Source organism: Saccharophagus sp. K07, from assembly GCF_014336955.1.
Lineage (GTDB): Bacteria > Pseudomonadota > Gammaproteobacteria > Pseudomonadales > Cellvibrionaceae > UBA5868.
Window position 1 is genome coordinate 71,386 of sequence record NZ_QRAI01000008.1, and the last position, 22,446, is coordinate 93,831.

Sequence of the window (22,446 nt, forward strand, 5' to 3'; positions counted from 1 at the left end):
TGTCAATTACACCTTAAATAAACTGAGCACCCTCCAATTTCAGGTCTGGCACCACCCAAATACCCTCTCCCCCCGAGAGAGGGCATTTGGGTGAGGGCGAAACATCCAATAATTCATCGCGCGCCGCCTAAATCAGAGTCAACGACTTCACAACACCAAGCTCCGCACCGTCAAAAAACCATATCTTTGCCGCTTTCCTCCAGCGGCAAAGCGGCAATTTTTTGTCTTTTGCCATTGCCGCTTTGAAGATTTCTTTGTTCAAGACTCTAAAAAACGCGGAAAAACCGGCAATAAGTGTCGTTATTTATGTTTGGCACACCCGTTGCAATATTCGACACAAGTCAAAAATTCGAATCGCTAAATCGAATTAAGTGAAAAATTCCGACAGATCTTAAAGCCGTTTACGTGACTGGCGAAAGATTGATCCGGTTGTACAAAGTTATGGGAGATGAGCTATGCCTCTAGTCATTAATACCAACATTTCGTCACTGAATGCACAGCGACAGTTGGTGCGTTCTGGCAATGAATTGACAACTGCTATGGAGCGTTTGTCATCCGGCAAAAGAATTAATAATGCCGCTGATGACGCTGCGGGCTTGGCCATTTCTAACCGTATGACAGCGCAGGTCCGCGGTCTTACACAGGCTGTGCGCAACGCAAACGACGGGATTTCACTGATTCAAACAGCGGAAGGTGCGCTGGATGAAACCACCAATATTTTGCACCGTATGCGCGAACTGGCCATTCAGGCTGCGAACGGTATTTATTCCGACGCCGACCGCGCAACATTGGATGCGGAAGTTCAGCAATTGATTCAAGAATTGGACCGCATCGCCAAAACCACCACATTCAACGGCCAGCCACTGCTCGACGGCAGTATGCGCAAAGTGGAATTGCAAGTTGGCTCTCAGGCTAATCAGACTATCGGCATTGATATCCAAGCAATGGATGCGAAAACCCTGGGAATGGGATCTGTCTCTGTGGATATGCTGGGCGCTCCAATTACCAGCAACCTGGCAGGTTTGGTCCTTAACGACACTGATATCTTAATTAATGGTCAAGCTATCGGTCGATTTAATGGCGCAGAGGACAATTTCCAAGATTTACTCGACAACATTAATAAAAATGTTCGCGGTGTTGAGGCAAGTGGTTATACCTCATTGCAGGCAACCTCAACAGGCGATGGTGTTTTGGAAAATGGAAATACTTTAAGAATTACGTTAGAAGCAGCGGACGGTACTGGTATAACTGAATTTAATATCAGTAATACCAAAAGTATGAAGGAGCTGGTTGAAAAAATTAATACAGTTACAGGCGGGATTCTAAACGCAGATACAGACAGTAATGGACGCTTAAGTATTTCAAATAATACTGGTGCGACTATCAAAGTTGAGGGAATAAATCCTAATTATCCTACTGATAATTCTGATCCGAACTATGATGCGGCAAGCCTTGATAACGCCGCTAAATTGGTAGCTCGAGCTACAGGATTTAATGTATTTGATTCTACTAAGGCGGCGGGATCTCAAGGTTTAAGCGATTCTGCTACTGGTCAAATTATTTTGACTTCTAAACATGGCGATCCTATTACAGTTACGCTTGGCTCAACAGGCGACATTGAAAAATTGCAAAGCCTTGGATTCAGAGAGAGCACTGACCCCGGTGTCGTAAAAGGGGTGGGGATGTCGTTGGCCGGTGCTCAAAAAGCCTGGAATGTTGGTGATTTGACAATCAATGGTACCTTGATCGACAACACCAATACCAATAGCCTGCAAGGTAAAGTCGATGCGATTAATCGCCACAGTGCAGATACCGGAGTAGTGGCAGTTGCATATGCCAGTTTGACGATGGATTTGAGCGGAGCAAATCTGAGCGCTTGGACAGACGGAGCGGATAGTTTAATTATCAATGGCGTTGAGGTCGATTTGGGCGGCCCTCCGGGAGGTGTGCCTTCTCCCACCGCATTCGTGGACGCGATTAATGCTCAAATTGATACCACTGGTGTACGTGCACATTTGCGAGGAACCAATGTTGTGCTGGAATCCGACCAGGGTTCTATCACAGTCGTGTCTGCGGGTGCTCAAGATATATTTGGTGCTGCGCTCGACGGAGCAACTTTTAGCTATTACACATCGCAAACAAATGGAACATTGAGTAATACCACCACTCCTCCTGTAACAGGAGGCTTTACGGGAATAAATGCTCCCGCAGGTATAAAACTCACCAGCACTACTGGCCAACCCATTAGTATCGAACTGGGGCCAAATGTTGATCACGCAACTATGGGCTTATTGGAAGCCAATTCCACAGCCCAAGGCCGTTTTGGCACTGCTATCGCCAGCGTCAGCATTGATACAGCAGCCAAAGCACAAAAAGCCATTGGTGTGATTGATAAAGCGCTGGAAACCATCAACGCCGTGCGCGCGGATTTGGGTGCTGTCAATAACCGACTGGATTTCACCATCAATAACTTGATGTCCGTAACGGAAAATACAGAAGCCGCACGTTCGCGCATTATGGATGCGGATTTTGCGGCAGAAACAGCGGCCCTGAGCCGAGCGCAAGTTCTGCAACAAGCCTCGCAAGCCATGCTCGCCCAGGCAAACGCCGCGTCACAACAAGTGTTGCAGTTGCTGCAAAGCTAATAAGCTTTTATGGCCAGCTAAGAATTATTTCCGGATTGATTTAGGAAAATTACAAAGGAAGTATTGGGATGATGATAAAAAGAGGGGGCGATATTCGTCCCCCTCTTTTTTGTTTTTATCTTTCGATAAAAAGTGAGTCTTGCTGATTATTTGTCGACTCTTGTGCGGTTACTGGCCATTTTAACGGCGCAAACTCCCTGGTTAATTCCATATTCCCAATTTCCGCTTTGATTTTGTTATAGCAGGCTTGGTTTTCTGGGCTTAGTTCCAGGCGGATGCTGTTGAAAATGGCATCTTGAAGGGCTTGTACAGGAGTAGAATCAAACGCAAGCTGGCCTTTTTCATTCGTGCTGTAAAAATGCTGAACAAAGCCGACTTGAACGAAATATTTTTCACTAATCGGGAAAAAAAACAAATGTTCCGGGTTGAATAGTTTGCTCAAGTCCTCTGATCGCGTGCATACTTTACAGGTTGCGTTAAATACAGCGAAGTTTTCGTGTACTTTCCAGTCTATAGGACCATGATACCGCGGGATATGACTATTGGCTCCTCCTCGGCGTTTGTGCCCATATCGGTCATTAAGATATTGAACAATGACCATCTCAAACGCGCGGGGATGGAAAAAAGAGATATCGTTAAAGGCATGCCTTGACTGCCGACCAATGATTGCGACTCCCATTGCCAGTTCGGCTCTGCAGCCTGACATCCAAGGGCCCCAGAATGCCCAGGTTCGTGCTAGTGGGATGGCGTAACCCCAATGATCATTAGGCATAAGAGCTGAGCTAAAGTCCCTTAATTGCTGTTCTGCCAAGATATCGTGTCCGGGTAAAACCCGAGCTTGTTCGATGCTTGGCCGGGAGGGGCTATGTTGAGGCACTTTTAGGTGAACTCGATTCCCTGCCATCATGAGTTCTATCCTTTGGGCGCGTGAAAAATTTGGGCCTTTAGGCACGCAATACTTATCATTCCTGCTCCAGGAGAATTCTAAAGGCAGGTATTTAACGAAATTAAGCATAAAGACCGGTCTCAGCGTTTGAATTTGGTACGTAAATCTTCTACCAAACTTTGGCCTAGGGCATATACCACACTTCCACCGCTAATTGCTGCAACGATCCCTCCTATCATAGGAATAGAAACTCCCATTGCGGCAGCGGCACCACTCCCAAGGCCTATTGGGCCCGCGGCTTTCGCTAAACCATTGATCCAGGCATGCGTATGATAAGCCTTGTTGTAGCGGTCATTTGAGTTGTTGAGCCTTCGCCCAGCCACGCTCAATTGACTCAGCGCGCCTTGGGGATCCCAACCAGTGTTCGCGAATGATTTACCTAGACTCAACTCTAATTTATGAGCAAGTTTTAGCGCGGCTGCAGGGGAGGTGCGCGGTTTGTAAAGATATGCTGTATGGCTTTTAAGAGTAACACCTTTGTTTGCAAGGATTTGCATGGCCTGTGTGAGTACGGCAGATCCTCCTTGATCAGCTGCCCAGATAACATTTTTGAGGGTTCGAGCTTGCTCCATTGTTGTGGCGAGATGTAACGCAGAGCCTCGGCTAGAATCTAATGATAAAGGGTTATAACGAATCATGCCTCCCAGCTGTTTTTGGCCAGCGGTAAAGTGAAGGTCGCAACCTTCTTGTAATACAGTAATCTCAGGTACTTGAGGGAACTCCATTGCTCGCGGAACAATGGTTCTGGCTGCATTGCTAGCTGATTTATATCCAGAATCAGCGATGACAACTAAACGGCCATTTTTAGCTTCTATATTTCCGTCTTCTACATATTCGGTTTTCCATGTCTCAATAGCTCCTTCGGGTATTACTCGATATAAGCCGGTTCGTTTACCGGACTCTTCATCTGCGGTCGCCTCAAAATAATTCGCATTCAACACCAAATCCGTTACGCAATAACTCCCCAAAACGGTGGGGTAGAGGGTGGCTTTCAATCCTGGCAGAAAAACGATATAGCCCGTATTTCCGGCAGCGTCTTTGGGGCCGTAGGGGCGGATATAGACGTTATTTTTGCCTACGACTCCGCTTGTTAATGCATTTAGCTCTCGTACTGCGATGCTCGCCCAATGGTTGCCGCGCAAGGCAGCTTGCTCCAGGCGTTGATATGCGGGGTGAAGGGCGGGGTTGATGGAGACTTTTCGGCCTGCGGCTTTGCCAGCAATGATGGGGTAGTCCTGTTCCAAGCAGAGATTAGTCTGCAGGGGTCGAATGGTAATGCAATCAGAGACTTATGTCATGGCGTGGCGCTTCGCCTTGGCGAAGATGGTAGGAAAACCCTGGGCTTTGGCTGGTTCAAGCAGCTCTTTATGCCGTTTGGTAATACCTTTTGCGGGAGTTCAGCAAAAAAATCGTAAAAAAGTACTAAAGAAAACAGCCTGAGGGTCGAAAAGCATTGCAGAAGCGCTCTTTGAGCTTCGCATTGCAGGCTGGGTGAATAGGCTTGCAAGCAATCTGACAGTCAATATGAGTTAGGAGGCTTTCATGCCACTGTATATTAATACCAATACCTCTTCGATTAATGCCCAGCGCCAATTGTTGAGTTCTGGTCAAGCGCTGGACAAAGCGATGACCCGTTTGTCATCTGGTATGCGTATCAACTCCGCAGCAGATGACGCCGCTGGTCTGGCTATTTCAAACCGTCAAACTGCACAAATCCGCGGCTTGAACCAAGCTGTGCGTAACGCCAACGACGGTATCTCCCTGATTCAAACCGCTGAAGGTGCTATCTCCGAAAGTACCAACATCCTGCAGCGTATGCGTGAGCTGGCGGTTCAGTCTGCGAACGGTATTTACGACGACAAAGACCGCGCTACATTGGATGCGGAAGTTCAGCAGCTGGTACAAGAGCTGGATCGTATTGCCAAAACCACCACCTTTAACGGCCGCAACATTCTTGACGGTTCACTGGGTAAAGTGGATCTGCAAGTAGGTTCTGATGCTAACCAAACTATTAGCATGTCCATTCAAGCGGTGGATGCGAAGACTTTGGGCATGGGGTCCGTCAATGTTGACATGATGGGCGCAGACACAACGCTTGCGACTTTAACTGGTGCTTCCAGCCTTGTAGAAAATGATGTGCTGATCAATGGTCAGTCCATTATCAGAGGTAATGAGAAGTGGGATTCTGGTGCTAACACTACTCAAGAATTGTTGGACCACATCAACAAAAATGTGAATGGTGTTACTGCATCTACCTATACCGAAGTGAATTTCGCAGTAGGTGGGGACGGTGTCCTTCAAGGGGCTGGTAATACAATCGATATCAAGGTTACCAATCTTGATGGTACCGAAACGTCATTTTCTTTTACAAACACTGAGAATCTGCAAGAGTTGGCGGACAAAATCAACTCAGGCACTGGCGGTTTGTTGAATGCCAGTGTTGATGAAGCCGGTCGATTCACTATCGCGGGCTCAAATGTTGGTGCAATTGAAGTGACAGATAACACTGGTGGAACAACTGCCCTGGGTAATAAGACTGCCCAAACCAAGATTGTTCTTACCTCCGACAATGATGACCCGATTACCATTACCCGTGGGGCTACTGGGACATTAGACGATCTCACCGCTCTCGGCTTCAGAGAGAATGATAAAGCCGGCACAATCGAAGGTGCAGGCATAGCCGCCCCGACAAATGCATGGAAAGTTGGTGATGTCACTATTAACGGAGTCCAGATCAGTCATAAGGACACCGATAGCCTGCAAGGAAAAATTGATGCAATTAATGCTGTGTCTACACAGACAGGGGTAACTGCAACGGCATTTACATCATTGACTTTGGACTTTGCCGCGGTCGATTTAGAAGACATCACGTCTGCTTTTGAAATGAATGGCGTTGAAGTGGATGCATCAGCAGCAACTGATGTTGCTGGTATAGTCGATGCGTTCAATTCTGTTTCTGACCAAACAGGCGTACGCGCCACTCTGCTTGGCACACGTGTTGTGCTGGAAGGTAATGTTTCTTCGATAACATTTGCTGATGGTGAAGGAGCTGTTGCAACCGGTCTGGGCGGTGCTGCATTGTCTGGTTCTGATGGAACAACTGCTGCGGCAGTAGCGGATGGCGCTTCAGTTGCAGGTGGTCTCAAGCTGACTAGCAACAATGGTAACCCTATTAGCGTCAAGCTTGGTGACAACGCAACTGCAGCCGATATCGGCTTGTTAGAGAGCAATGCAGTTGCCTCCGGCTCATTCGGCACCGCGATCGCCAACATCAGCATCTCGACTCAACAAGGCGCACAAAAAGCCATTGGTGTAATCGACAATGCTCTGGAAACCGTGAACGACATTCGCTCACAGTTGGGTGCGGTTAACAACCGTCTGGACTTCACAGTCTCCAACCTGTCCAACGTTGTGGAAAATACTCAGGCAGCGCGAGCTCGTATCACTGATGCGGACTTCGCGGCAGAAACTGCAGCTCTTAGCCGAGCACAAGTTCTGCAACAAGCGTCTCAGGCGATGCTGGCCCAGGCCAACGCCAGACCGCAACAAGTACTCTCACTGTTGCAATAAGTTGAAAAAGGTTAACCCGGTGGCAACACCGGGTGATTTTTTTAAAAGCGTTGGCGGGTTCGCAAACTCTTCGAAAGAAGGGCGAGTGATTCCGTCAATCGCTATTGTGGAGGTTAGCCCATGAATGAAGTCAGATTATCGCCAGTTGCAAGCGCAGCGGTCATTCTGCCTGCTTCTTCGAAAGGGGCCGATAACAATGCGGAACATGCGGTGAAGGCGGCCGGCAAAACCTTGCCGCCTTCTACTGCCGATCAACAACCTGTAGTTGCCGATTCCAACGCAGCCTCAGAAGCTTCCGAAAAGCTCCAGGAAGCGGTGGTGTCCATCAACGAATATGTGCAGTCGATCGACCGCGATCTGCTGTTTACCGTGGATGAAGACACCAACCGTACGGTGGTTAAGGTGATCGACAGCGCTTCAGGTGATTTGATTCGCCAAATCCCCGAAGAAGTGTTTTTGCATCTGGCACGGAAGCTGAATGACGATGGTGAATTCAAATTAATTGACGCTATCGGCTGACGGTATCCGGAACAAATACAGATCCACCTAGGTGGCAACCTCCGGCAAGATGCGTGGCTGAGCTGCGCGTCTTGTTGCCGTTTTTAACAAAAAGGCTTTTTTTTCCGGTGAGTCGCCCCAGGTTTTCTATACTCAATAGCAGAGTATCGCGCCGCTCAAGTTTTATCGCTCGCAGTCGATAACCGAACAGAGCGATTGGAGGTTGTTATGATCGAGAACAATATTATTAAGTCCCTCGGTGCTGGATCGGGCATCGATTCGACGGCTCTCGTCAAACAGCTTGTGGAAATCGAGCGTGCAGCCCCGCAAGGTCGTATAGACGCAAAACGAGAAAAAGCAGAAGCGCAAATTTCCGATTTTGGTCTTATGGCATCTGCGATGGATAAACTGAAAGCCTCGCTCACTGCATTGACGAATAAAGAAGGTTTATTCAGTAAATCTGCGTCATATACCGCCAGCGATGCGCTGGTGCCTACCAAACTCGCAACCAATGCGCAAACCGGTGTTTACACGTTTGAAGTCCGCGCCTTGGCCGCATCCCAATCTCTGACCTTTGCTCCGCTTGCTTCCACTAAGGACGCAGTAGGAGAGGGCGTATTGCATTTTAATTTCGGTCAATGGAATCGTGACGTTAACGGTAACCCTACGGATTTTGTTCCATCAGAAGATAGTTTCTCCATTACCATCGACAGCACCAATAACACACTGGATGGTTTGAAAGATACCATCAATAAAGCAGGCAAGGGTGTGCAGGCCAGTGTGATTTTTGACGGTACTGGTTATCGCTTGGTGGTAACAGCGCCATCCGGCGCTACTCGCGAATTGCAAATTCAAGTAGAAGAAGCCGGTGATACACCGACCAATGACGATCTGTCCGGTCTTTCCCGCTTTGCGTTTAATGAAAGCAGCCCCAATTTGGCCAATGTGGAAAAGCAGAGGGGCGCTGATGCAGAGTTGGTGATTAACGGTTTGGAATTAAAGCGCAACACCAACACCATTACCGATGTGGTGGAAGGTTTGACCTTAGACTTATTAAAAGCCGCTCCTGGTGAAAAAGTTACGGTTACCATATCCGACGACAAAAATTTTGCGGAAGAAAAAATTCGCGATTTTGTCGACGCTTACAATGCCTTTTTGGAAGAAACCAAGCCGGTTTTCTCTTTCAATAAAGAAGAAGAGAAATGGGGTTCTCTTGCTAATGATTCGTTGGCTAAATCTGTTCTTAGCCGTTTCCGTGCGATTATCAGTTCTGCCATTCCCGGTTTGACGGATTCTAACTTTACTGCATTGACCAACTTGGGTATTCGTACCCAGTTGGACGGTTCGTTGAGCATTAATGAAGACGATCTACGTAAAGCCATAGATAACAATTTTGCCGACGTGCAAAAGCTTCTGGCTCCTAGTACACACTCGTCTTCCGGTGAAGTGACCGTCAACAGCTTTGGTAAACAAACTCAAGCGGGCAGCTACGATGTGGTTATTACCACGCAACCGCGCAAAGGCTTTTTTAAAGGTGCAGAGTTGGATGCAGCGGTTACCTTCCCCAATTTTGATACCACCGGAAAAAGTTATAACTTCGTACTTGACGTTAACGGCGTAAAAACCAATTCCATCGAGCTTCCTGCAGATGCGACTTACGCTACTACCGCTGATTTTCTGTCGGCCATGCAAAGCGCCATCAATGCGGACAGCAATTTGCGTGAAAATGGCATTACAGTTGTGGTAACGCATGATCCGGACACCAATAGTATTTCGATTACTTCCTCTCGCTACGGCACAAACTCCTGGGTGCACGTAGTGTCATCCAGCGATGATGCCGCAGCGGATTTAGGCTTGGGCGAAGGAAATGGCACAAAAGGCGTGGACGTTGCCGGAACCGTCAATGGCGTGCCGGGCTTTGGTCTCGGTAATGTATTGCTGCCAAAGTTGGGTGAAAAAGCTGAAGGTTTATCCTTAATCATCGGAGAAAATGCAACGACCGCAAAAGTCGATTTTTCCCGTGGTTTTGCTGGTCAAATGGAAGAGCTGATCGGTCAATTTTTACAGACCAACGGCTTGTTCGATGACAGGGAAAAAATTCTGGAGCGTCAACTGACTGACCTTGACGATCAAGAATCGCGTCTTGAAAGACGCATGAGCGCTTATCATGAGCGCTTGATGCAACAATTTATTGCAATGGAATCAATACTGAATGGATTGAATTCTCAGGGTGGCTTCTTAGAGAACTTGGTTGATACATTACCGTTCACCGCGAAAAAATAATATTTTCGTGAGAGACTAAGGTTTTCGTGAGAGAATATAGTCTCTAGTTGTCATTTTGGGTTTTGCAGTACCATGTTTCAACGTGATGTTGTTAGTCTCGTCCTTTTTTCATTCCTTTCTGTTATATCTGCTTGTTTCGCGATTTCCGCATCAGCGGATACTAAAAAAGTAACGGTCGTTTCTCGCGGAGATGAAACTGCGGCATACGCCATTGACATGATTCGGCTCGGTCTGGAAAAAGCTGGTCGTAATTATGAAATCGTTGTTCAAGATGCCGCACTTAGCGCACCAAAAATGCGCGAGGAATTAATCGCGGGGAATATCGATGTTGTTTGGATGGCGACCAATATGGATATGGAAAAAAATGCCCTTCCTGTGAGAGTGCCCTTGTTTAAAGGTCTGTTGGGGCACAGAATTCTTATTGTTCACAAAGACAATGCACATTTATTCGACCAGGTTCGAACGATGGAGGAAGTGCGCCGCTTTACCTATGGCCAAGGTGTTGGCTGGGCCGATACAGCTATTATGGAAGCCAACGGCATGAAGGTAATTGCCACAACCAAATATGAAAATTTATTTTATATGACGGATGGCAAGCGCTTTGATGCGTTCCCGCGCGGTGTGCATGAACCTTGGGGAGAACTGCAGAACAATAAAGAGCTGGAGCTTACGGTAGATCCAAACTTGATGTTTGTTTATACCTCGCCTTATTACCTGATCGTAACGCCAACTCGTCCCGACCTCGCTGCAGATATCGAGCGCGGTCTTTTAATGGCAATTGACGACGGCAGTTTTGACGAGAAGTTTTTCAGCAATCCAATGGTAAAAATGGTCCTTCAACGCGCCAATCTCAAGGACCGACGCGTATTAAAACTCCACAACCCCGAGCTACCACCGCTCACGCCATTGGAAAACGCAAAGCTTTGGATTGATACATCCAAACTGTAAGTTACGGGCCTACCACTTAAAATCGTCTTCCACTTTTTCCGCCTGGCCGGGAGTTTCGCGATAGAAGGTACCTGCTTCTAAAACGTTACTGCCGGCTGGGTGTATTGTGATGTGGCCTATGTAATCCCAAAGTGATTCGAGATATTTTTGCTCGACTTCTTCGGGCAGCGCTTCTCCGGCAAACCAGTCGTTATCCAACTCGACCCCTATATACAACGCCGTGCGATAATCTATCGGGGTTGCGATGTTGTAAATGGGGATATCGCATGGGGCGAGGGATCGCGCAATTGTCCAGGTTCTCCCATTAATGATTCTTTCGGTAATCGAATCTTCAGGAAAATCTTTAATTGAACCACCATCAACTGCACCTTTCATGCATCTATACATGGCAGATTTAAGTTGTTGGGGTTCATTAACGTTGTTTATACCGTCTAAGTTTTGAAATCTCTTTACATTTACATAAACTTTGAAATAACCCTGGTTGATGGAGAAAAAATCATCGAAAGGTATAGAGCATACCCAGTGTAGTCTTCCGAGAAACCACTGCACAGAGAGACTGGTTTCATTCCATCTCTCTGTTTCAAAAAAGCTATGGAACCTGGGGCAGGTGTTTAAGTCATTAATGTCGATTCGGAAGTTAGCACAATCTGAATATGGGTCATCACGAGATTCAGTGATGTTTCCAGGGAATGTCAGTAGTGCCGCCGTCAAGTCAAAGCAGTTGAGCGGCATGGCGGCGAACTCTGGCCAATAGAAACGAGGAGTGTTGATCAGGGTTGAGCGGATTTCTTCTTCTGAAGGTGGAAGTCGGTTCATTCTTAGATTCCATTTACCATTCGAACTTATCTTCCTCCACTTTTTCCGCCTGGCCAGGAGTTTCGCGATAGAAGGTGCCTGCCTCTAAATGGTTGCTTCCGGCTGGGTGGATTGTGACGTGGCTTAGATAGTCCCACAGGGAGGCGAGGTGTTTTTGCTCAACTTCGTTGGGAATTGTTTCATCGGAAAACCAGCTGTTGTCCAGCTTGATGGCTAGATCAATGGCGGTTCTATGATCAATAGCGGAAGCGACCTCGTAAGTTGGGTTGTCGCAAGGGTCAAAGGACCTAGCTATTACCCAAACTCTTCCATTGATCGATTTTTCAAAGATTGAATCTGGTGTGATGGGTTTTATAAAGCCCTTTTCTATTTTCCCAATAAGGGATTTGTAGAGAGCGGTTTTTAATTGGAACGGTTGGGTTATATCGCTTACCTCTTCCATATTCTGAAATCGAGTAACGTTAATATAAGTAGTAAAAAATCCCTGTGTTACAGAGAATTGCCGTACCGCACCAGGTGAGCACGTCCAATGAAACCTTCCTAAATACCACCACACGAATAGACTGCTTTCGTTCCATCTTTCTTTTTCAAAAAAACTATCGATGCGAGGGCAGGTATTTAGGTCATTAATATCGACCTGAAAATCCGCACAGTCAGAAAATGGATCGCTACGAGACTTTGATATATCTCCTGGAAAAGTAAGGAGTGCTGTCTTTAGGTCGAAGCAGTTCAGTGGCATGGCCGCGAATTCTGGCCATATAAAGCCGGGTGCATTGATAAATGCATCGCGGATTTCTTCTTGTGAAGGAGGACGTTGGTCCATTATGCCCCCCATTTTCTGCTGAGAGCGCCGCACAATTGTTGTGCGTAATCGCAGACGTATCCTGTTGAGCCTTGATTCTTGATGACTTTGTTAGCGTCTCTGACGCTTTCAATTACCATCTTTTCTAAACCGGCAGACCTGTGAAAACCTCTGTATGTTTCCGTTGGATCGAAAAATTGGTTGATTTGTCCCACTAATGTCATTTTATCTTCAATGACATTTCTGTCGTGATAAAAGTGGATTCCCTGTGCAAACAAATCGTCTTTTATCAAGCCAAGGGGAATTTGAGGGGCTACAAAATAAAACTCGTGATTTTGACTGAGAGGAACTTTGCAGATATGTTTATATTCGCTTAGGGCTTTTTGAAAGACTTTAGCTCCTTGTCCGACGATATACCATTTGTATCGTTCAGGATCGCCGTATCAGGTAGGCTTTTTCGCTGTATTTGCCAAAAGTTGAGCAAAAGTTGTAGGGCTGCCAGCAGATGTAGATCGTTTCTGGTCCGAAGTAAGCCAAACTCCCACGCCATCTATTACATAGGTAGGTGTATAAAATAGAGAAAATCCATCTCCGATTTTCCTTCTTTCACCTGAAAGAGCAGTCGCAGCAAATGTGATTGCAGTTTCTAGAGCGCTTGAAACGCCAGATTCTGATGGGGCTGCTGCGCCAAGTACGCCAATAGCAAACGGCATTGTGGTGCTTTTGTCGAGTTCAACAGACCATTTACTATCTCGGTCAAGACTTGGCAGAACTTTATAGAGGCCAGGCGTATTTTTATCTTCCCGATATCCATGCGCCAAATCTGTAATGTAGACTCCCGACCCTCGCCCCCCCATGCTGCAGCACAGTGTAGGTTGCCACAATATTCTGAAACGTCGATCTATGTTGTAGAGCATTGCTTTGATTGGAATCCGAACTAATCCCCGCCGCTGAATTTTTCAGTCCTATCAGTCCTTGAATAACTTGTTTTCCAATATGGCTACTGGGGTCGATCAGCTCGACAAAGCGGGTAAGTAAAGCCGGATCTATATAGACCGGGCGGCCGTCTGTGCCATTGGCGGAGGGGTGAAAGCGAAGGAAAGAAGAATAATTGATTTGATGCGCAGGTTTGGTGTGCGTCATAAGCGTAGGTCCTTTACAAAAAAACAAGTCAACAAAATTGCCGCGAGTCTAACATGCGAATCGCGTGAGTTAAACCTGGCGGATTGTCTGCCAAAATGTGTGCTCGGAGTTTTGAATTTTCTTATTCCGTGGAATAATTCGCATCCTCGCGAACAGCTGTCAGGGATTTGCCACGATTTTCGGGGAGCTCGAACAGGCTGAGTCACAAGAGAGTAGGACAATTAGGGGATCCAGTGTCAAGGAAGGCGAGTAAAGTGCAACCTCATGTTCAAGATTCCAGCAGGAGCTCCCTCGCTGCATCTATGAGCCGTATCACACCAATCAGTCCTTCCGGGTACTTCAATTCCCTGCTTCATGGGATAATCCGCCGCCTTATAACTCCATCTAAGCAATCACCACGACCATCAGGAGAATACGTCATGGGTACTGTCCAGCGGCCTAACCGCCTAATTTTGCTGGTAATTTTGGGTCTTTCCGCAGTTTTGGCTGCCTGTAGTAGCGGTGGAGGCAAAGGCGGTTCCTCTCAGAACAACCGCGATACCATCCCCGACAGCTTCACCCTGACAACGCCCAGCGGCGTCGACCCCACTAAAGTGGGCTTTGGCACCGCAGTTGTTTCTGCACCCGTCAAAATCACCGGCATCAACGCGCCTGCCCCTGTAAGCATCCAGGGAGGCGAGTTCAAAATCGAGAATGGTGGTTTCACTAGCAGTGCAAGCACCATCAGCAATGGCCAATCGATTCAGGTTCGTGTCCAGACTCCCATCAAGGCAGAACAAACCGCTACAGCGATTCTGACCATTGGTGGCGTAGAGGCATCCTTTACCGTCACTACCGGCCCGGATACCACTCCACCCGAAGTCTCCATCCTCTTCCCGCCACCGGCTTCTATGACCGAAGGTCAAACCCTGTTTGTTCGCGGAACAGTGAAAGATGTGCATGGTGCCTTGGAGGATGGTGCGATTACCGTTAATGGAGTGGAAGCAGAGTTGGAGTTGAATGAAACAAAAGATGAAGGAACATGGAGCGTTACTGTTGATTTGCAGCCGGGAGAAAACATTGTAGAAGTAACTGCTATCGACGTTGCTAAAAATGCGAATGAGGAAGATAAGCCATCGGTTAGAAGTCGGCGGGTTGAGAGTATTGTGGGGGAGAGTTTTCCAGATAATGAAAATCCGTTTTCATCTGTATTTAAAGTAGATATAGGTTTTTTTGATAATGAGTTATTAGCTTTTGTAACTGATGACTCTCGGCAAAGACCTGGCGTTTTTGCAGTAAATTTGGCAACCGGGAAGAGGACTTTAGTGGCCAATAATCAGGGAGTGGAGGATGAACTCAAGTTCTATGAGCCGCAATCAATTCATTTTGGAGAGAACGGAAAATTGTATGTCTCAGATTATTCGTCAGCTATCTTTGAAATTGATCTTGCCAATTTCGATCGTAAAAAATTGGCTGAAAAGGGTAATGGTTCGTACGCCAGTGGTCCATTGGGGATGTTTTTACTAGAAAAGACTTTGTTTGTGGCTGATGAGCGACGTGTATATGCTGTAAACGTTGATACGGCAGAGCAGCTTTTAGTTTCTAGTGCAAATGAGAAAATTCCGGATGCTCAAAATCCGTTTGATGATATATGGGGATTGACGTATGAGGACGGCTCAATTTTTGTCGCAGACTATAATGGCGTAATTTTTTCTGTAGATCGTACCACCGGTATGAGAACGCTCTTGTCCCAACTAGAACTGACAAGCACCGCTGTAGTCGACCTAGCAAAGGGACCTCAGGATGGGGAGTTGATTTACTTGAACAGAAGCTCGTCTCAATTAGGTATATATAAATTCGATATTTTTTCGGGTAAATCAGAATTGCTCTCCAGTTCACAAAGCCCAGATAGTATTAACTCTCCTAGGGAGGTGTGGGGGATAAGTGTTCATCCGTCAGGAGGCTATCTTTTGTTGATTGATAGGGCGCGCAAGGCTGTTTACGCAGTCGATATGCAACAGGGGTATAGAGTTGTTATTTCAAAATCCTTGTAAGACTAATTGAAACTTCATAAGCCTTCTTACTTGCCACGACCATCAGGAGAAGACGTCATGGGTACTGTCCAGCGGCCTAACCGCCTAATTTTGCTGGTAATTTTGGGTCTTTCCGCAGTTTTAGCTGCCTGTAGTAGCGGTGGAGGCAAAGGCGGTTCCTCCTCGGGCAATCGCGATACCACCCCCGATAGCTTCACCCTGACAACGCCCAGCGGCGTCGATCCCACCAAAGTGGACTTTGGCACCGCAGTTGTTTCCGCACCCGTCAAAATCACCGGCATCAACGCTCCAGCGCCTGTAAGCATCCAGGGAGGCGAGTTCAAAATCGAGAGCGGTGCCTTCTCTAGTAGTGCAGGCACCATCAGCAATGGCCAATCGATTCAGGTTCGTGTCCAGACTCCCATCAAGGCAGAACAAACCGCCACAGCGATTCTGACCATTGGTGGCGTAGAGGCATCCTTTACCGTCACTACCGGCCCAGACACCACTCCACCCGAAGTCTCCATCCTCTTCCCGCCACCGGCATCTATGACCGAAGGCCAAACCTTGTTTGTTCGCGGAACAGTAAAGGATCTGCATGGGGCCTTGGAGGCAGGTGCGATTACCGTTAATGGGGTGGAAGCAGATTTAGTATTGAATGACTCCGGTGATGAAGGGGAATGGCAGGTCGAGGTCGAATTGGAGGACGGATTAAATGCCGTTGCCGTTACTGCTGTTGATGCAAAAGGGAATAGCGGAGTTGGTGCTGAAATAGAGGCGACTAAAGCGCCAATCACTGAAGCATTTCCATCGGATGATGTGCCATTAAAGGATCCGATAGGGGTGGTTTTATCTAACGAGAATGATCATCCCATAATTTTTATTACCGACCCAACAGCAAAGTCGGTCATTTCCATTGATCTTATGGATGGCTCTAGGAAAGTACTTTCCGATAATGCAATTCAAACGGATGATCCATTTGATTTCCCTTGGAGATTGGCTAAAGGGGAAGGGTCAACTTTGTATGTTTCAGATAGAGACAAAGGAAGCATTTTTGTCGTTGATACCCAGACTGGGATTCGTACAGCGCTTTCTCTTCAGGATCCGCTAAACAAGATAAAAGAGCCCAAAGGAATTGCATATTCGCCCGTCGATGGACAGCTGTATGTTCCGCAAGATCACTCAGTTTTTTCTATCGATACTGAAACGGGAGATGTAAGCATTGTCGTCGATTATTCGAGTACCCCCTTAGCTGAGCGACCTTTTTTAAGTATTGTTGATTTGACTGTTGATACAAAGAAAAATCGTATATTGGCTTTGGATAATGCTACGTATGTGTCTATAAACCTGACCTCGAATGATGACGAAACATTTAGTTTGAATGAGCGTATTTATGCCGTGTCAATTGCGATTGACCAAGAGGCAAATCGGATATACATCGTTGAGGCGATAAAATCTCGGGTGGCATATCTTGATGGAGATTTAAACCAGTCTTCGAGCTTCTCTACATTTGGAGGTGATTCCAGTGAAAATCGCCTGGTAGAGCCCTGGGGTATCTCCGTGGCGCCAGGATTTGGGTTTGCTGTAGTAGCGGATCGGAAATTAAAAGGCTTAGTTGCGATTGATATCGAATCTGGCCGCCGGGTGATCATTTCAAAATCTGCAACCCAATAAAGTGGAAAAAACTGGCTGGGGCATATATGGGCCAGGTCTACGTCAAGTGATAAAAGGATTTGAGCGAGGTTAGCGCATTGGTTTAAGGGTGACTAACTTCGCTCGCGCAGAACCTTTTTCATCTATGGATATTTAAATAACGGTTTAAGAGTTGTTGGTAGCTTCAAAGCCGTAGCCAATCATCTTGTGAGTTAATTGTTGTTTATGAAAAAGCGAACTTCTTCTACTTCACAATCCCATGCGGTATTTAAAAGAAGCAAACTCGCGATTGCTATAGCCACTCAATTGTTTGCCAGTCATGCGTGGGCGGCTCCTTCTGGAGGCGAAGTGGTGAGAGGGAGTGGGAATATTGAGCAGAACGGATCTGCCACAACAATTACCCAAAACTCAGACCGGTTAGCAATTGATTGGCGAAACTTCGATATCGGAAAAAACGAACGAGTCGAGTTTGGGCAAAGTGCGGTCGCACTAAACCGGATTTTGGGAAAATAAAGGCACAGAGATTCTCGGTCGAATTGATGCCAATGGTTACATAATTCTCGTTAATCCTCGTGGTGTCGTTTTCGGTGAAAGTGCGACGATCAGCGTAGGTGGTTTGATTGGTTAAAGATCAATCCCGATGATTTTATGAATCGGGATTTGGTCTGAAGGTGCGGAGGGCGCCGTCATCAACGTTGGCATGTTTAAGCAAAATCAGTTATCTGGGTATTCGACTTGACCAACTCAAGGAAGAAAAAAAGGTGCATTTCACGGCTCGTATTATCAAGGTTTCAGGCTTTCGTCCAATGGATTATCCCTCCTTAAGGGTGCTCAATTGCCCACTTCATGGGATAATCCGCCGCCTTATAACTCCATCTAAGCAATCACCACGACCATCAGGAGAAGACGTCATGGGTACTGTCCAGCGGCCTAACCGCCTAATTTTGCTGGTAATTTTGGGTCTTTCCGCAGTTTTAGCTGCCTGTAGTAGCGGTGGAGGTAAAGGCGGTTCCTCTCAGAACAACCGCGATACCATCCCCGACAGCTTCACCCTGACAACGCCCAGCGGCGTCGACCCCACTAAAGTGGGCTTTGGCACCGCAGTTGTTTCTGCACCCGTCAAAATCACCGGCATCAACGCTCCAGCGCCTGTAAGCATCCAGGGAGGCGAGTTCAAAATCGATAACGGTGCCTTCTCTAGTAGTGCAGGCACCATCAGCAATGGCCAATCGATTCAGGTTCGTGTCCAGACTCCAATCAAGGCAGAACAAACCGCCACAGCGATTCTGACCATTGGTGGCGTAGAGGCATCCTTTACCGTCACTACCGGCCCAGACACCACTCCACCCGAAGTCTCCATCCTCTTCCCGCCACCGGCATCTATGACCGAAGGCCAAACCTTGTTTGTTCGCGGAACAGTAAAGGATCTGCATGGGGCCTTGGAGGCAGGTGCGATTACCGTTAATGGGGTGGAAGCAGATTTAGTATTGAATGACTCCGGTGATGAAGGGGAATGGCAGGTCGAGGTCGAATTGGAGGACGGATTAAATGCCGTTGCCGTTACTGCTGTTGATGCAAAAGGGAATAGCGGAGTTGGTGCTGAAATAGAGGCGACTAAAGCGCCAATCACTGAAGCATTTCCATCGGATGATGTGCCATTAAAGGATCCGGTAGGGGTGGTTTTATCTAACGAGAATGATCATCCCATAATTTTTATTACCGACCCAACAGCAAAGTCGGTCATTTCCATTGATCTTATGGATGGCTCTAGGAAAGTACTTTCCGATAATGCAATTCAAACGGATGATCCATTTGAACGTCCGTGGAGATTAGCAAAAGGGGAAGGGTCAACTTTGTATGTTTCAGATAGATACAAAGGAAGCATTTTTGTCGTTGATACCCAGACTGGGATTCGTACAGCGCTTTCTCTTCAGGATCCGCTAAACAAGATAAAAGAGCCCAAAGGAATTGCATATTCGCCCGTCGATGGACAGCTGTATGTTCCGCAAGATCACTCAGTTTTTTCTATCGATACTGAAACGGGAGATGTAAGCATTGTCGTCGATTATTCGAGTACCCCCTTAGCTGAGCGACCTTTTTTAAGTATTGTTGATTTGACTGTTGATACAAAGAAAAATCGTATATTGGCTTTGGATGATGCTACGTATGTGTCTATAAACCTGACCTCGAATGATGACGAAACATTTAGTTTGAATGAGCGTATTTATGCCGAGTCAATTGCGATTGACCAAGAGGCAAATCGGATATACATCGTTGAGGCGATAAAATCTCGGGTGGCATATCTTGATGGAGATTTAAACCAGTCTTCGAGCTTCTCTACATTTGGAGGTGATTCCAGTGAAAATCGCCTGGTAGAGCCCTGGGGTATCTCCGTGGCGCCAGGATTTGGGTTTGCTGTAGTAGCGGATCGGAAATTAAAAGGCTTAGTTGCGATTGATATCGAATCTGGCCGCCGGGTGATTATTTCAAAATCTGCAACCCAATAAAGTGGAAAAAACTGGCTGGGGCATATATGGGCCAGGTCTACGTCAAGTGATAAAAGGATTTGAGCGAGGTTAGCGCATTGGTTTACAGGTGACTAACTTCGCTCGCGCAGAACCTTTTTCATCTATGGATATTTAAATAACGGTTTAAGAGTTGTTGGTAGCTTCAAAGCCGTAGCCAATCATCTTGTGAGTTAATTGTTGTTTATGAAAAAGCGAACTTCTTCTACTTCACAATCCCATGCGGTATTTAAAAGAAGCAAACTCGCGATTGCTATAGCCACTCAATTGTTTGCCAGTCATGCGTGGGCGGCTCCTTCTGGAGGCGAAGTGGTGAGAGGGAGTGGGAATATTGAGCAGAACGGATCTGCTACAACAATTACTCAAAATTCGGATCGCTTGGCAATTGATTGGCGAAACTTCGATATCGGAAAAAACGAACGAGTCGAATTTATCCAGCCAGGGCAAAGTGCTGTAGCTCTTAACCGAATTTTGGGAAATAAAGGCACAGAGATTCTCGGTCGCATCGATGCCAATGGGCATGTAATTCTGGTTAACCCTCGCGGTGTCGTTTTCGGTGAAAGTGCGACGATCAGCGTAGGTGGTTTGATTGGTTAAAGATCAATCCCGATGATTTTATGAATCGGGATTTGGTCTGAAGGTGCGGAGGGCGCCGTCATCAACGTTGGCATGTTTAAGCAAAATCAGTTATCTGGGTATTCGACTTGACCAACTCAAGGAAGAAAAAAGGTGCATTTCACGGCTCGTATTATCAAGGTTTCAGGCTTTCGTCCAATGGATTATCCCTCCTTAAGGGTGCTCAATTGCCCACTTCATGGGATAATCCGCCGCCTTATAACTCCATCTAAGCAATCACCACGACCATCAGGAGAATACGTCATGGGTACTGTCCAGCGGCCTAACCGCCTAATTTTGCTGGTAATTTTGGGTCTTTCCGCAGTTTTAGCTGCCTGTAGTAGCGGTGGAGGCAAAGGCGGTTCCTCTCAGAACAACCGCGATACCATCCCCGACAGCTTCACCCTGACAACGCCCAGCGGCGTCGACCCCACTAAAGTGGGCTTTGGCACCGCAGTTGTTTCTGCACCCGTCAAAATCACCGGCATCAACGCGCCTGCCCCTGTAAGCATTCAGGGAGGCGAGTTCAAAATCGATAACGGTGCCTTCTCTAGTAGTGCAGGCACCATCAGCAATGGCCAATCGATTCAGGTTCGTGTCCAGACTCCCATCAAGGCAGAACAAACCGCTACAGCGATTCTGACCATTGGTGGCGTAGAGGCATCCTTTACCGTCACTACCGGCCCAGACACCACTCCACCCGAAGTCTCCATCCTCTTCCCGCCACCGGCTTCTATGACCGAAGGTCAAACCCTGTTTGTTCGCGGAACAGTGAAAGATGTGCATGGTGCCTTGGAGGATGGTGCGATTACCGTTAATGGAGTGGAAGCAGAGTTGGAGTTGAATGAAACAAAAGATGAAGGAACATGGAGCGTTACTGTTGATTTGCAGCCGGGAGAAAACATTGTAGAAGTAACTGCTATCGACGTTGCTAAAAATGCGAATGAGGAAGATAAGCCATCGGTTAGAAGTCGGCGGGTTGAGAGTATTGTGGGGGAGAGCTTTCCAGATAATGAGAACCCGTTTGGAAAATCTATAAAAGCTGATATCAGTTGGGAAAACGCAAATCCAGTGGCATATGTGGCAGACAGCACCGCTTTAAAAGTTTTTAAGGTGGACTTGAATACTGGTAATAGGACGATTCTTGCGGATAACGAGGGTTTTTCCGAGGAGCTTAAATTTCAAGAACCTTGGGGTATTCATTTAGGAAGCAACAATAAATTGTATGTTTCAGATATAACTCGTAGAGCTGTTTTTGAGATTGATTTGAAAGATGGAACCCGCTCAATTATTAGTTCTATAAGTGGTACATGGCTGACCGGTTTGTTATTGCGTTTAGAGAACAACAAAGAGGTGCTTTATATCGGTGAGTTGCAGGGGAAAATCTTTCGGATCGATCTGGAAGATAAAGAGCAAACTCTATTAATAGATTCAAGATTAGGGTTAAATCCAGGAGGAGAACAATACCCATCAGTTTTTGATTTGGAATACTCGGCTAACGAAGATGGGATATTTGTTTCTTGTCGTAATGGAATATATCTGATTCGGCAAGATGAGCAAGTTGCCTATTTTGACGCGCCTTCTCAAGCAATCACTTCTGTTGTGTCTTCTGTTTCTGATGGTCTTTATTATGTAAATAGTTATGAGTATCTAGTTTATTATTTGGATGGCCCGAATGGTCAAGCTATTCCAGTGTCAAACATTGAAGCCGAAAATAGGCCGCTTGAGATTTGGGGAATTGCGGGGGATAAAAATCTAGGATATTTGCTCATTATAGATATGCAAAATGGCTTGATTGCAATGGATCACAAAAGTTTTAGTAGGGTTATTATTTCGAAGTCGGTTAATTGAGAGCTGAAAGGAAAGTTTACACATTAGCAAAGTTGACTGTCTTGGATTGGTTAGCTCTAATCCAAGATGGTCAGTCCAAGAAAGAGCGTGATGCATTTCATATCTTGCATCACCGAAGTCCCAATGGATCATCTAGACG

General features: G+C 46.7%; 19 protein-coding genes. 13 read left to right on the plus strand and 6 right to left on the minus strand.

Annotated elements, in window-relative coordinates; all coding sequences use genetic code 11:
• The first annotated feature begins 455 nt into the window (after window positions 1-455).
• On the plus strand, window positions 456-2,645 hold the full coding sequence (locus DWB84_RS19295; protein WP_187411222.1) for a flagellin: 2,190 nt from the start codon (window positions 456-458) through the stop codon (window positions 2,643-2,645).
• 115 nt (window positions 2,646-2,760) lie between these two features.
• Here DWB84_RS19295 and DWB84_RS18080 read toward each other — a convergent pair whose 3' ends face one another.
• Window positions 2,761-3,456 carry a hypothetical protein gene (locus DWB84_RS18080; RefSeq protein ID WP_187411223.1) on the minus strand — a complete coding sequence of 232 codons (696 nt, stop codon included), beginning with the start codon at window positions 3,454-3,456 and terminating at the stop codon, window positions 2,761-2,763.
• A gap of 215 nt (window positions 3,457-3,671) precedes the next feature.
• Window positions 3,672-4,733: a hypothetical protein gene (locus tag DWB84_RS18085; protein WP_187411224.1), complete on the minus strand. Its 1,062-nt coding sequence runs from the start codon at window positions 4,731-4,733 to the stop codon at window positions 3,672-3,674.
• On the opposite strand from DWB84_RS18085, the gene DWB84_RS18090 reads away from it, so the two are divergent.
• From DWB84_RS18090 to DWB84_RS18110, 5 genes are all read left to right on the plus strand, one after another.
• Window positions 4,719-5,006, plus strand: a complete 288-nt coding sequence (locus tag DWB84_RS18090) for a hypothetical protein (protein WP_187411225.1) — start codon at window positions 4,719-4,721, stop codon at window positions 5,004-5,006. The genes DWB84_RS18085 and DWB84_RS18090 overlap by 15 nt on opposite strands.
• Before the next feature lie 127 nt (window positions 5,007-5,133).
• Window positions 5,134-7,161 (plus strand): flagellin, encoded by a 2,028-nt coding sequence (locus DWB84_RS19300; RefSeq protein ID WP_187411226.1) that lies wholly within the window; start codon window positions 5,134-5,136, stop codon window positions 7,159-7,161.
• A gap of 120 nt (window positions 7,162-7,281) precedes the next feature.
• The gene (locus DWB84_RS18100; protein ID WP_187411227.1) at window positions 7,282-7,680 is read left to right on the plus strand and encodes a flagellar protein FlaG; all 399 of its coding nucleotides are present in this window, start codon (window positions 7,282-7,284) and stop codon (window positions 7,678-7,680) included.
• A gap of 207 nt (window positions 7,681-7,887) precedes the next feature.
• Window positions 7,888-9,942, plus strand: coding sequence for a flagellar filament capping protein FliD (gene fliD / locus DWB84_RS18105; protein ID WP_187411228.1), 2,055 nt, complete (start codon window positions 7,888-7,890; stop codon window positions 9,940-9,942).
• Between the two features lie 72 nt (window positions 9,943-10,014).
• Complete coding sequence (locus tag DWB84_RS18110) at window positions 10,015-10,890, plus strand: diguanylate cyclase (protein WP_187411229.1); 876 nt, start codon at window positions 10,015-10,017, stop codon at window positions 10,888-10,890.
• A 9-nt stretch (window positions 10,891-10,899) separates the two neighbouring features.
• Here the strand turns inward: DWB84_RS18110 and DWB84_RS18115 are convergent, their stop codons facing one another.
• The 4 genes from DWB84_RS18115 to DWB84_RS18130 all read right to left on the minus strand — a co-directional run bounded on the left by DWB84_RS18115 (window position 10,900) and on the right by DWB84_RS18130 (window position 13,651).
• Window positions 10,900-11,706 carry a hypothetical protein gene (locus DWB84_RS18115; RefSeq protein ID WP_187411230.1) on the minus strand — a complete coding sequence of 269 codons (807 nt, stop codon included), beginning with the start codon at window positions 11,704-11,706 and terminating at the stop codon, window positions 10,900-10,902.
• A gap of 13 nt (window positions 11,707-11,719) precedes the next feature.
• The gene (locus DWB84_RS18120) at window positions 11,720-12,529 is read right to left on the minus strand and encodes a hypothetical protein (protein ID WP_187411231.1); all 810 of its coding nucleotides are present in this window, start codon (window positions 12,527-12,529) and stop codon (window positions 11,720-11,722) included.
• Between the two features lie 422 nt (window positions 12,530-12,951).
• Window positions 12,952-13,329 (minus strand): hypothetical protein, encoded by a 378-nt coding sequence (locus tag DWB84_RS18125; RefSeq protein ID WP_187411232.1) that lies wholly within the window; start codon window positions 13,327-13,329, stop codon window positions 12,952-12,954.
• A complete protein-coding gene (locus DWB84_RS18130) occupies window positions 13,304-13,651 on the minus strand; it encodes a hypothetical protein (protein ID WP_187411233.1) in 348 nt (115 codons plus the stop codon). Before DWB84_RS18130 ends, DWB84_RS18125 begins: the two co-directional genes overlap by 26 nt.
• A gap of 419 nt (window positions 13,652-14,070) precedes the next feature.
• Between DWB84_RS18130 and DWB84_RS18135 the strand changes: the two genes are divergently transcribed.
• The 7 genes from DWB84_RS18135 to DWB84_RS18160 all read left to right on the plus strand — a co-directional run bounded on the left by DWB84_RS18135 (window position 14,071) and on the right by DWB84_RS18160 (window position 22,307).
• Entirely contained in the window at window positions 14,071-15,684 is a 1,614-nt protein-coding gene (locus tag DWB84_RS18135; RefSeq protein ID WP_187411234.1) for a PQQ-like beta-propeller repeat protein, read from the plus strand.
• A gap of 57 nt (window positions 15,685-15,741) precedes the next feature.
• Window positions 15,742-17,337, plus strand: a complete 1,596-nt coding sequence (locus tag DWB84_RS18140; protein WP_187411235.1) for a hypothetical protein — start codon at window positions 15,742-15,744, stop codon at window positions 17,335-17,337.
• Window positions 17,338-17,541: 204 nt separating this feature from the next.
• Window positions 17,542-17,829 (plus strand): hypothetical protein, encoded by a 288-nt coding sequence (locus DWB84_RS19235; RefSeq protein WP_255429068.1) that lies wholly within the window; start codon window positions 17,542-17,544, stop codon window positions 17,827-17,829.
• Between the two features lie 43 nt (window positions 17,830-17,872).
• On the plus strand, window positions 17,873-17,944 hold the full coding sequence (locus DWB84_RS19240; RefSeq protein ID WP_370589747.1) for a hypothetical protein: 72 nt from the start codon (window positions 17,873-17,875) through the stop codon (window positions 17,942-17,944).
• A gap of 283 nt (window positions 17,945-18,227) precedes the next feature.
• Window positions 18,228-19,823, plus strand: coding sequence for a hypothetical protein (locus DWB84_RS18150; protein WP_187411236.1), 1,596 nt, complete (start codon window positions 18,228-18,230; stop codon window positions 19,821-19,823).
• A gap of 204 nt (window positions 19,824-20,027) precedes the next feature.
• Complete coding sequence (locus DWB84_RS18155; protein ID WP_255429076.1) at window positions 20,028-20,438, plus strand: filamentous hemagglutinin N-terminal domain-containing protein; 411 nt, start codon at window positions 20,028-20,030, stop codon at window positions 20,436-20,438.
• 282 nt (window positions 20,439-20,720) lie between these two features.
• A complete protein-coding gene (locus DWB84_RS18160) occupies window positions 20,721-22,307 on the plus strand; it encodes a hypothetical protein (protein WP_187411237.1) in 1,587 nt (528 codons plus the stop codon).
• Window positions 22,308-22,446: the final 139 nt, after the last annotated feature.

Bases quoted from the DNA above. Each gene is read 5' to 3' on its own strand.
- DWB84_RS18160 (WP_187411237.1), top strand. From the start codon at position 20,721: ATGGGTACTGTCCAGCGGCCTAACCGCCTAATTTTGCTGGTAATTTTG.
- DWB84_RS18120 (WP_187411231.1), bottom strand. From the start codon at position 12,529: ATGGACCAACGTCCTCCTTCACAAGAAGAAATCCGCGATGCATTTATC.
- DWB84_RS18155 (WP_255429076.1), top strand. From the start codon at position 20,028: ATGAAAAAGCGAACTTCTTCTACTTCACAATCCCATGCGGTATTTAAA.
- DWB84_RS18150 (WP_187411236.1), top strand. From the start codon at position 18,228: ATGGGTACTGTCCAGCGGCCTAACCGCCTAATTTTGCTGGTAATTTTG.
- DWB84_RS18135 (WP_187411234.1), top strand. From the start codon at position 14,071: ATGGGTACTGTCCAGCGGCCTAACCGCCTAATTTTGCTGGTAATTTTG.
- DWB84_RS18090 (WP_187411225.1), top strand. From the start codon at position 4,719: ATGGTTGCCGCGCAAGGCAGCTTGCTCCAGGCGTTGATATGCGGGGTG.
- DWB84_RS19295 (WP_187411222.1), top strand. From the start codon at position 456: ATGCCTCTAGTCATTAATACCAACATTTCGTCACTGAATGCACAGCGA.
- DWB84_RS18110 (WP_187411229.1), top strand. From the start codon at position 10,015: ATGTTTCAACGTGATGTTGTTAGTCTCGTCCTTTTTTCATTCCTTTCT.
- fliD (WP_187411228.1), top strand. From the start codon at position 7,888: ATGATCGAGAACAATATTATTAAGTCCCTCGGTGCTGGATCGGGCATC.
- DWB84_RS18130 (WP_187411233.1), bottom strand. From the start codon at position 13,651: ATGACGCACACCAAACCTGCGCATCAAATCAATTATTCTTCTTTCCTT.
- DWB84_RS18115 (WP_187411230.1), bottom strand. From the start codon at position 11,706: ATGAACCGACTTCCACCTTCAGAAGAAGAAATCCGCTCAACCCTGATC.
- DWB84_RS19235 (WP_255429068.1), top strand. From the start codon at position 17,542: ATGAAAAAGCGAACTTCTTCTACTTCACAATCCCATGCGGTATTTAAA.
- DWB84_RS18100 (WP_187411227.1), top strand. From the start codon at position 7,282: ATGAATGAAGTCAGATTATCGCCAGTTGCAAGCGCAGCGGTCATTCTG.
- DWB84_RS18140 (WP_187411235.1), top strand. From the start codon at position 15,742: ATGGGTACTGTCCAGCGGCCTAACCGCCTAATTTTGCTGGTAATTTTG.
- DWB84_RS19300 (WP_187411226.1), top strand. From the start codon at position 5,134: ATGCCACTGTATATTAATACCAATACCTCTTCGATTAATGCCCAGCGC.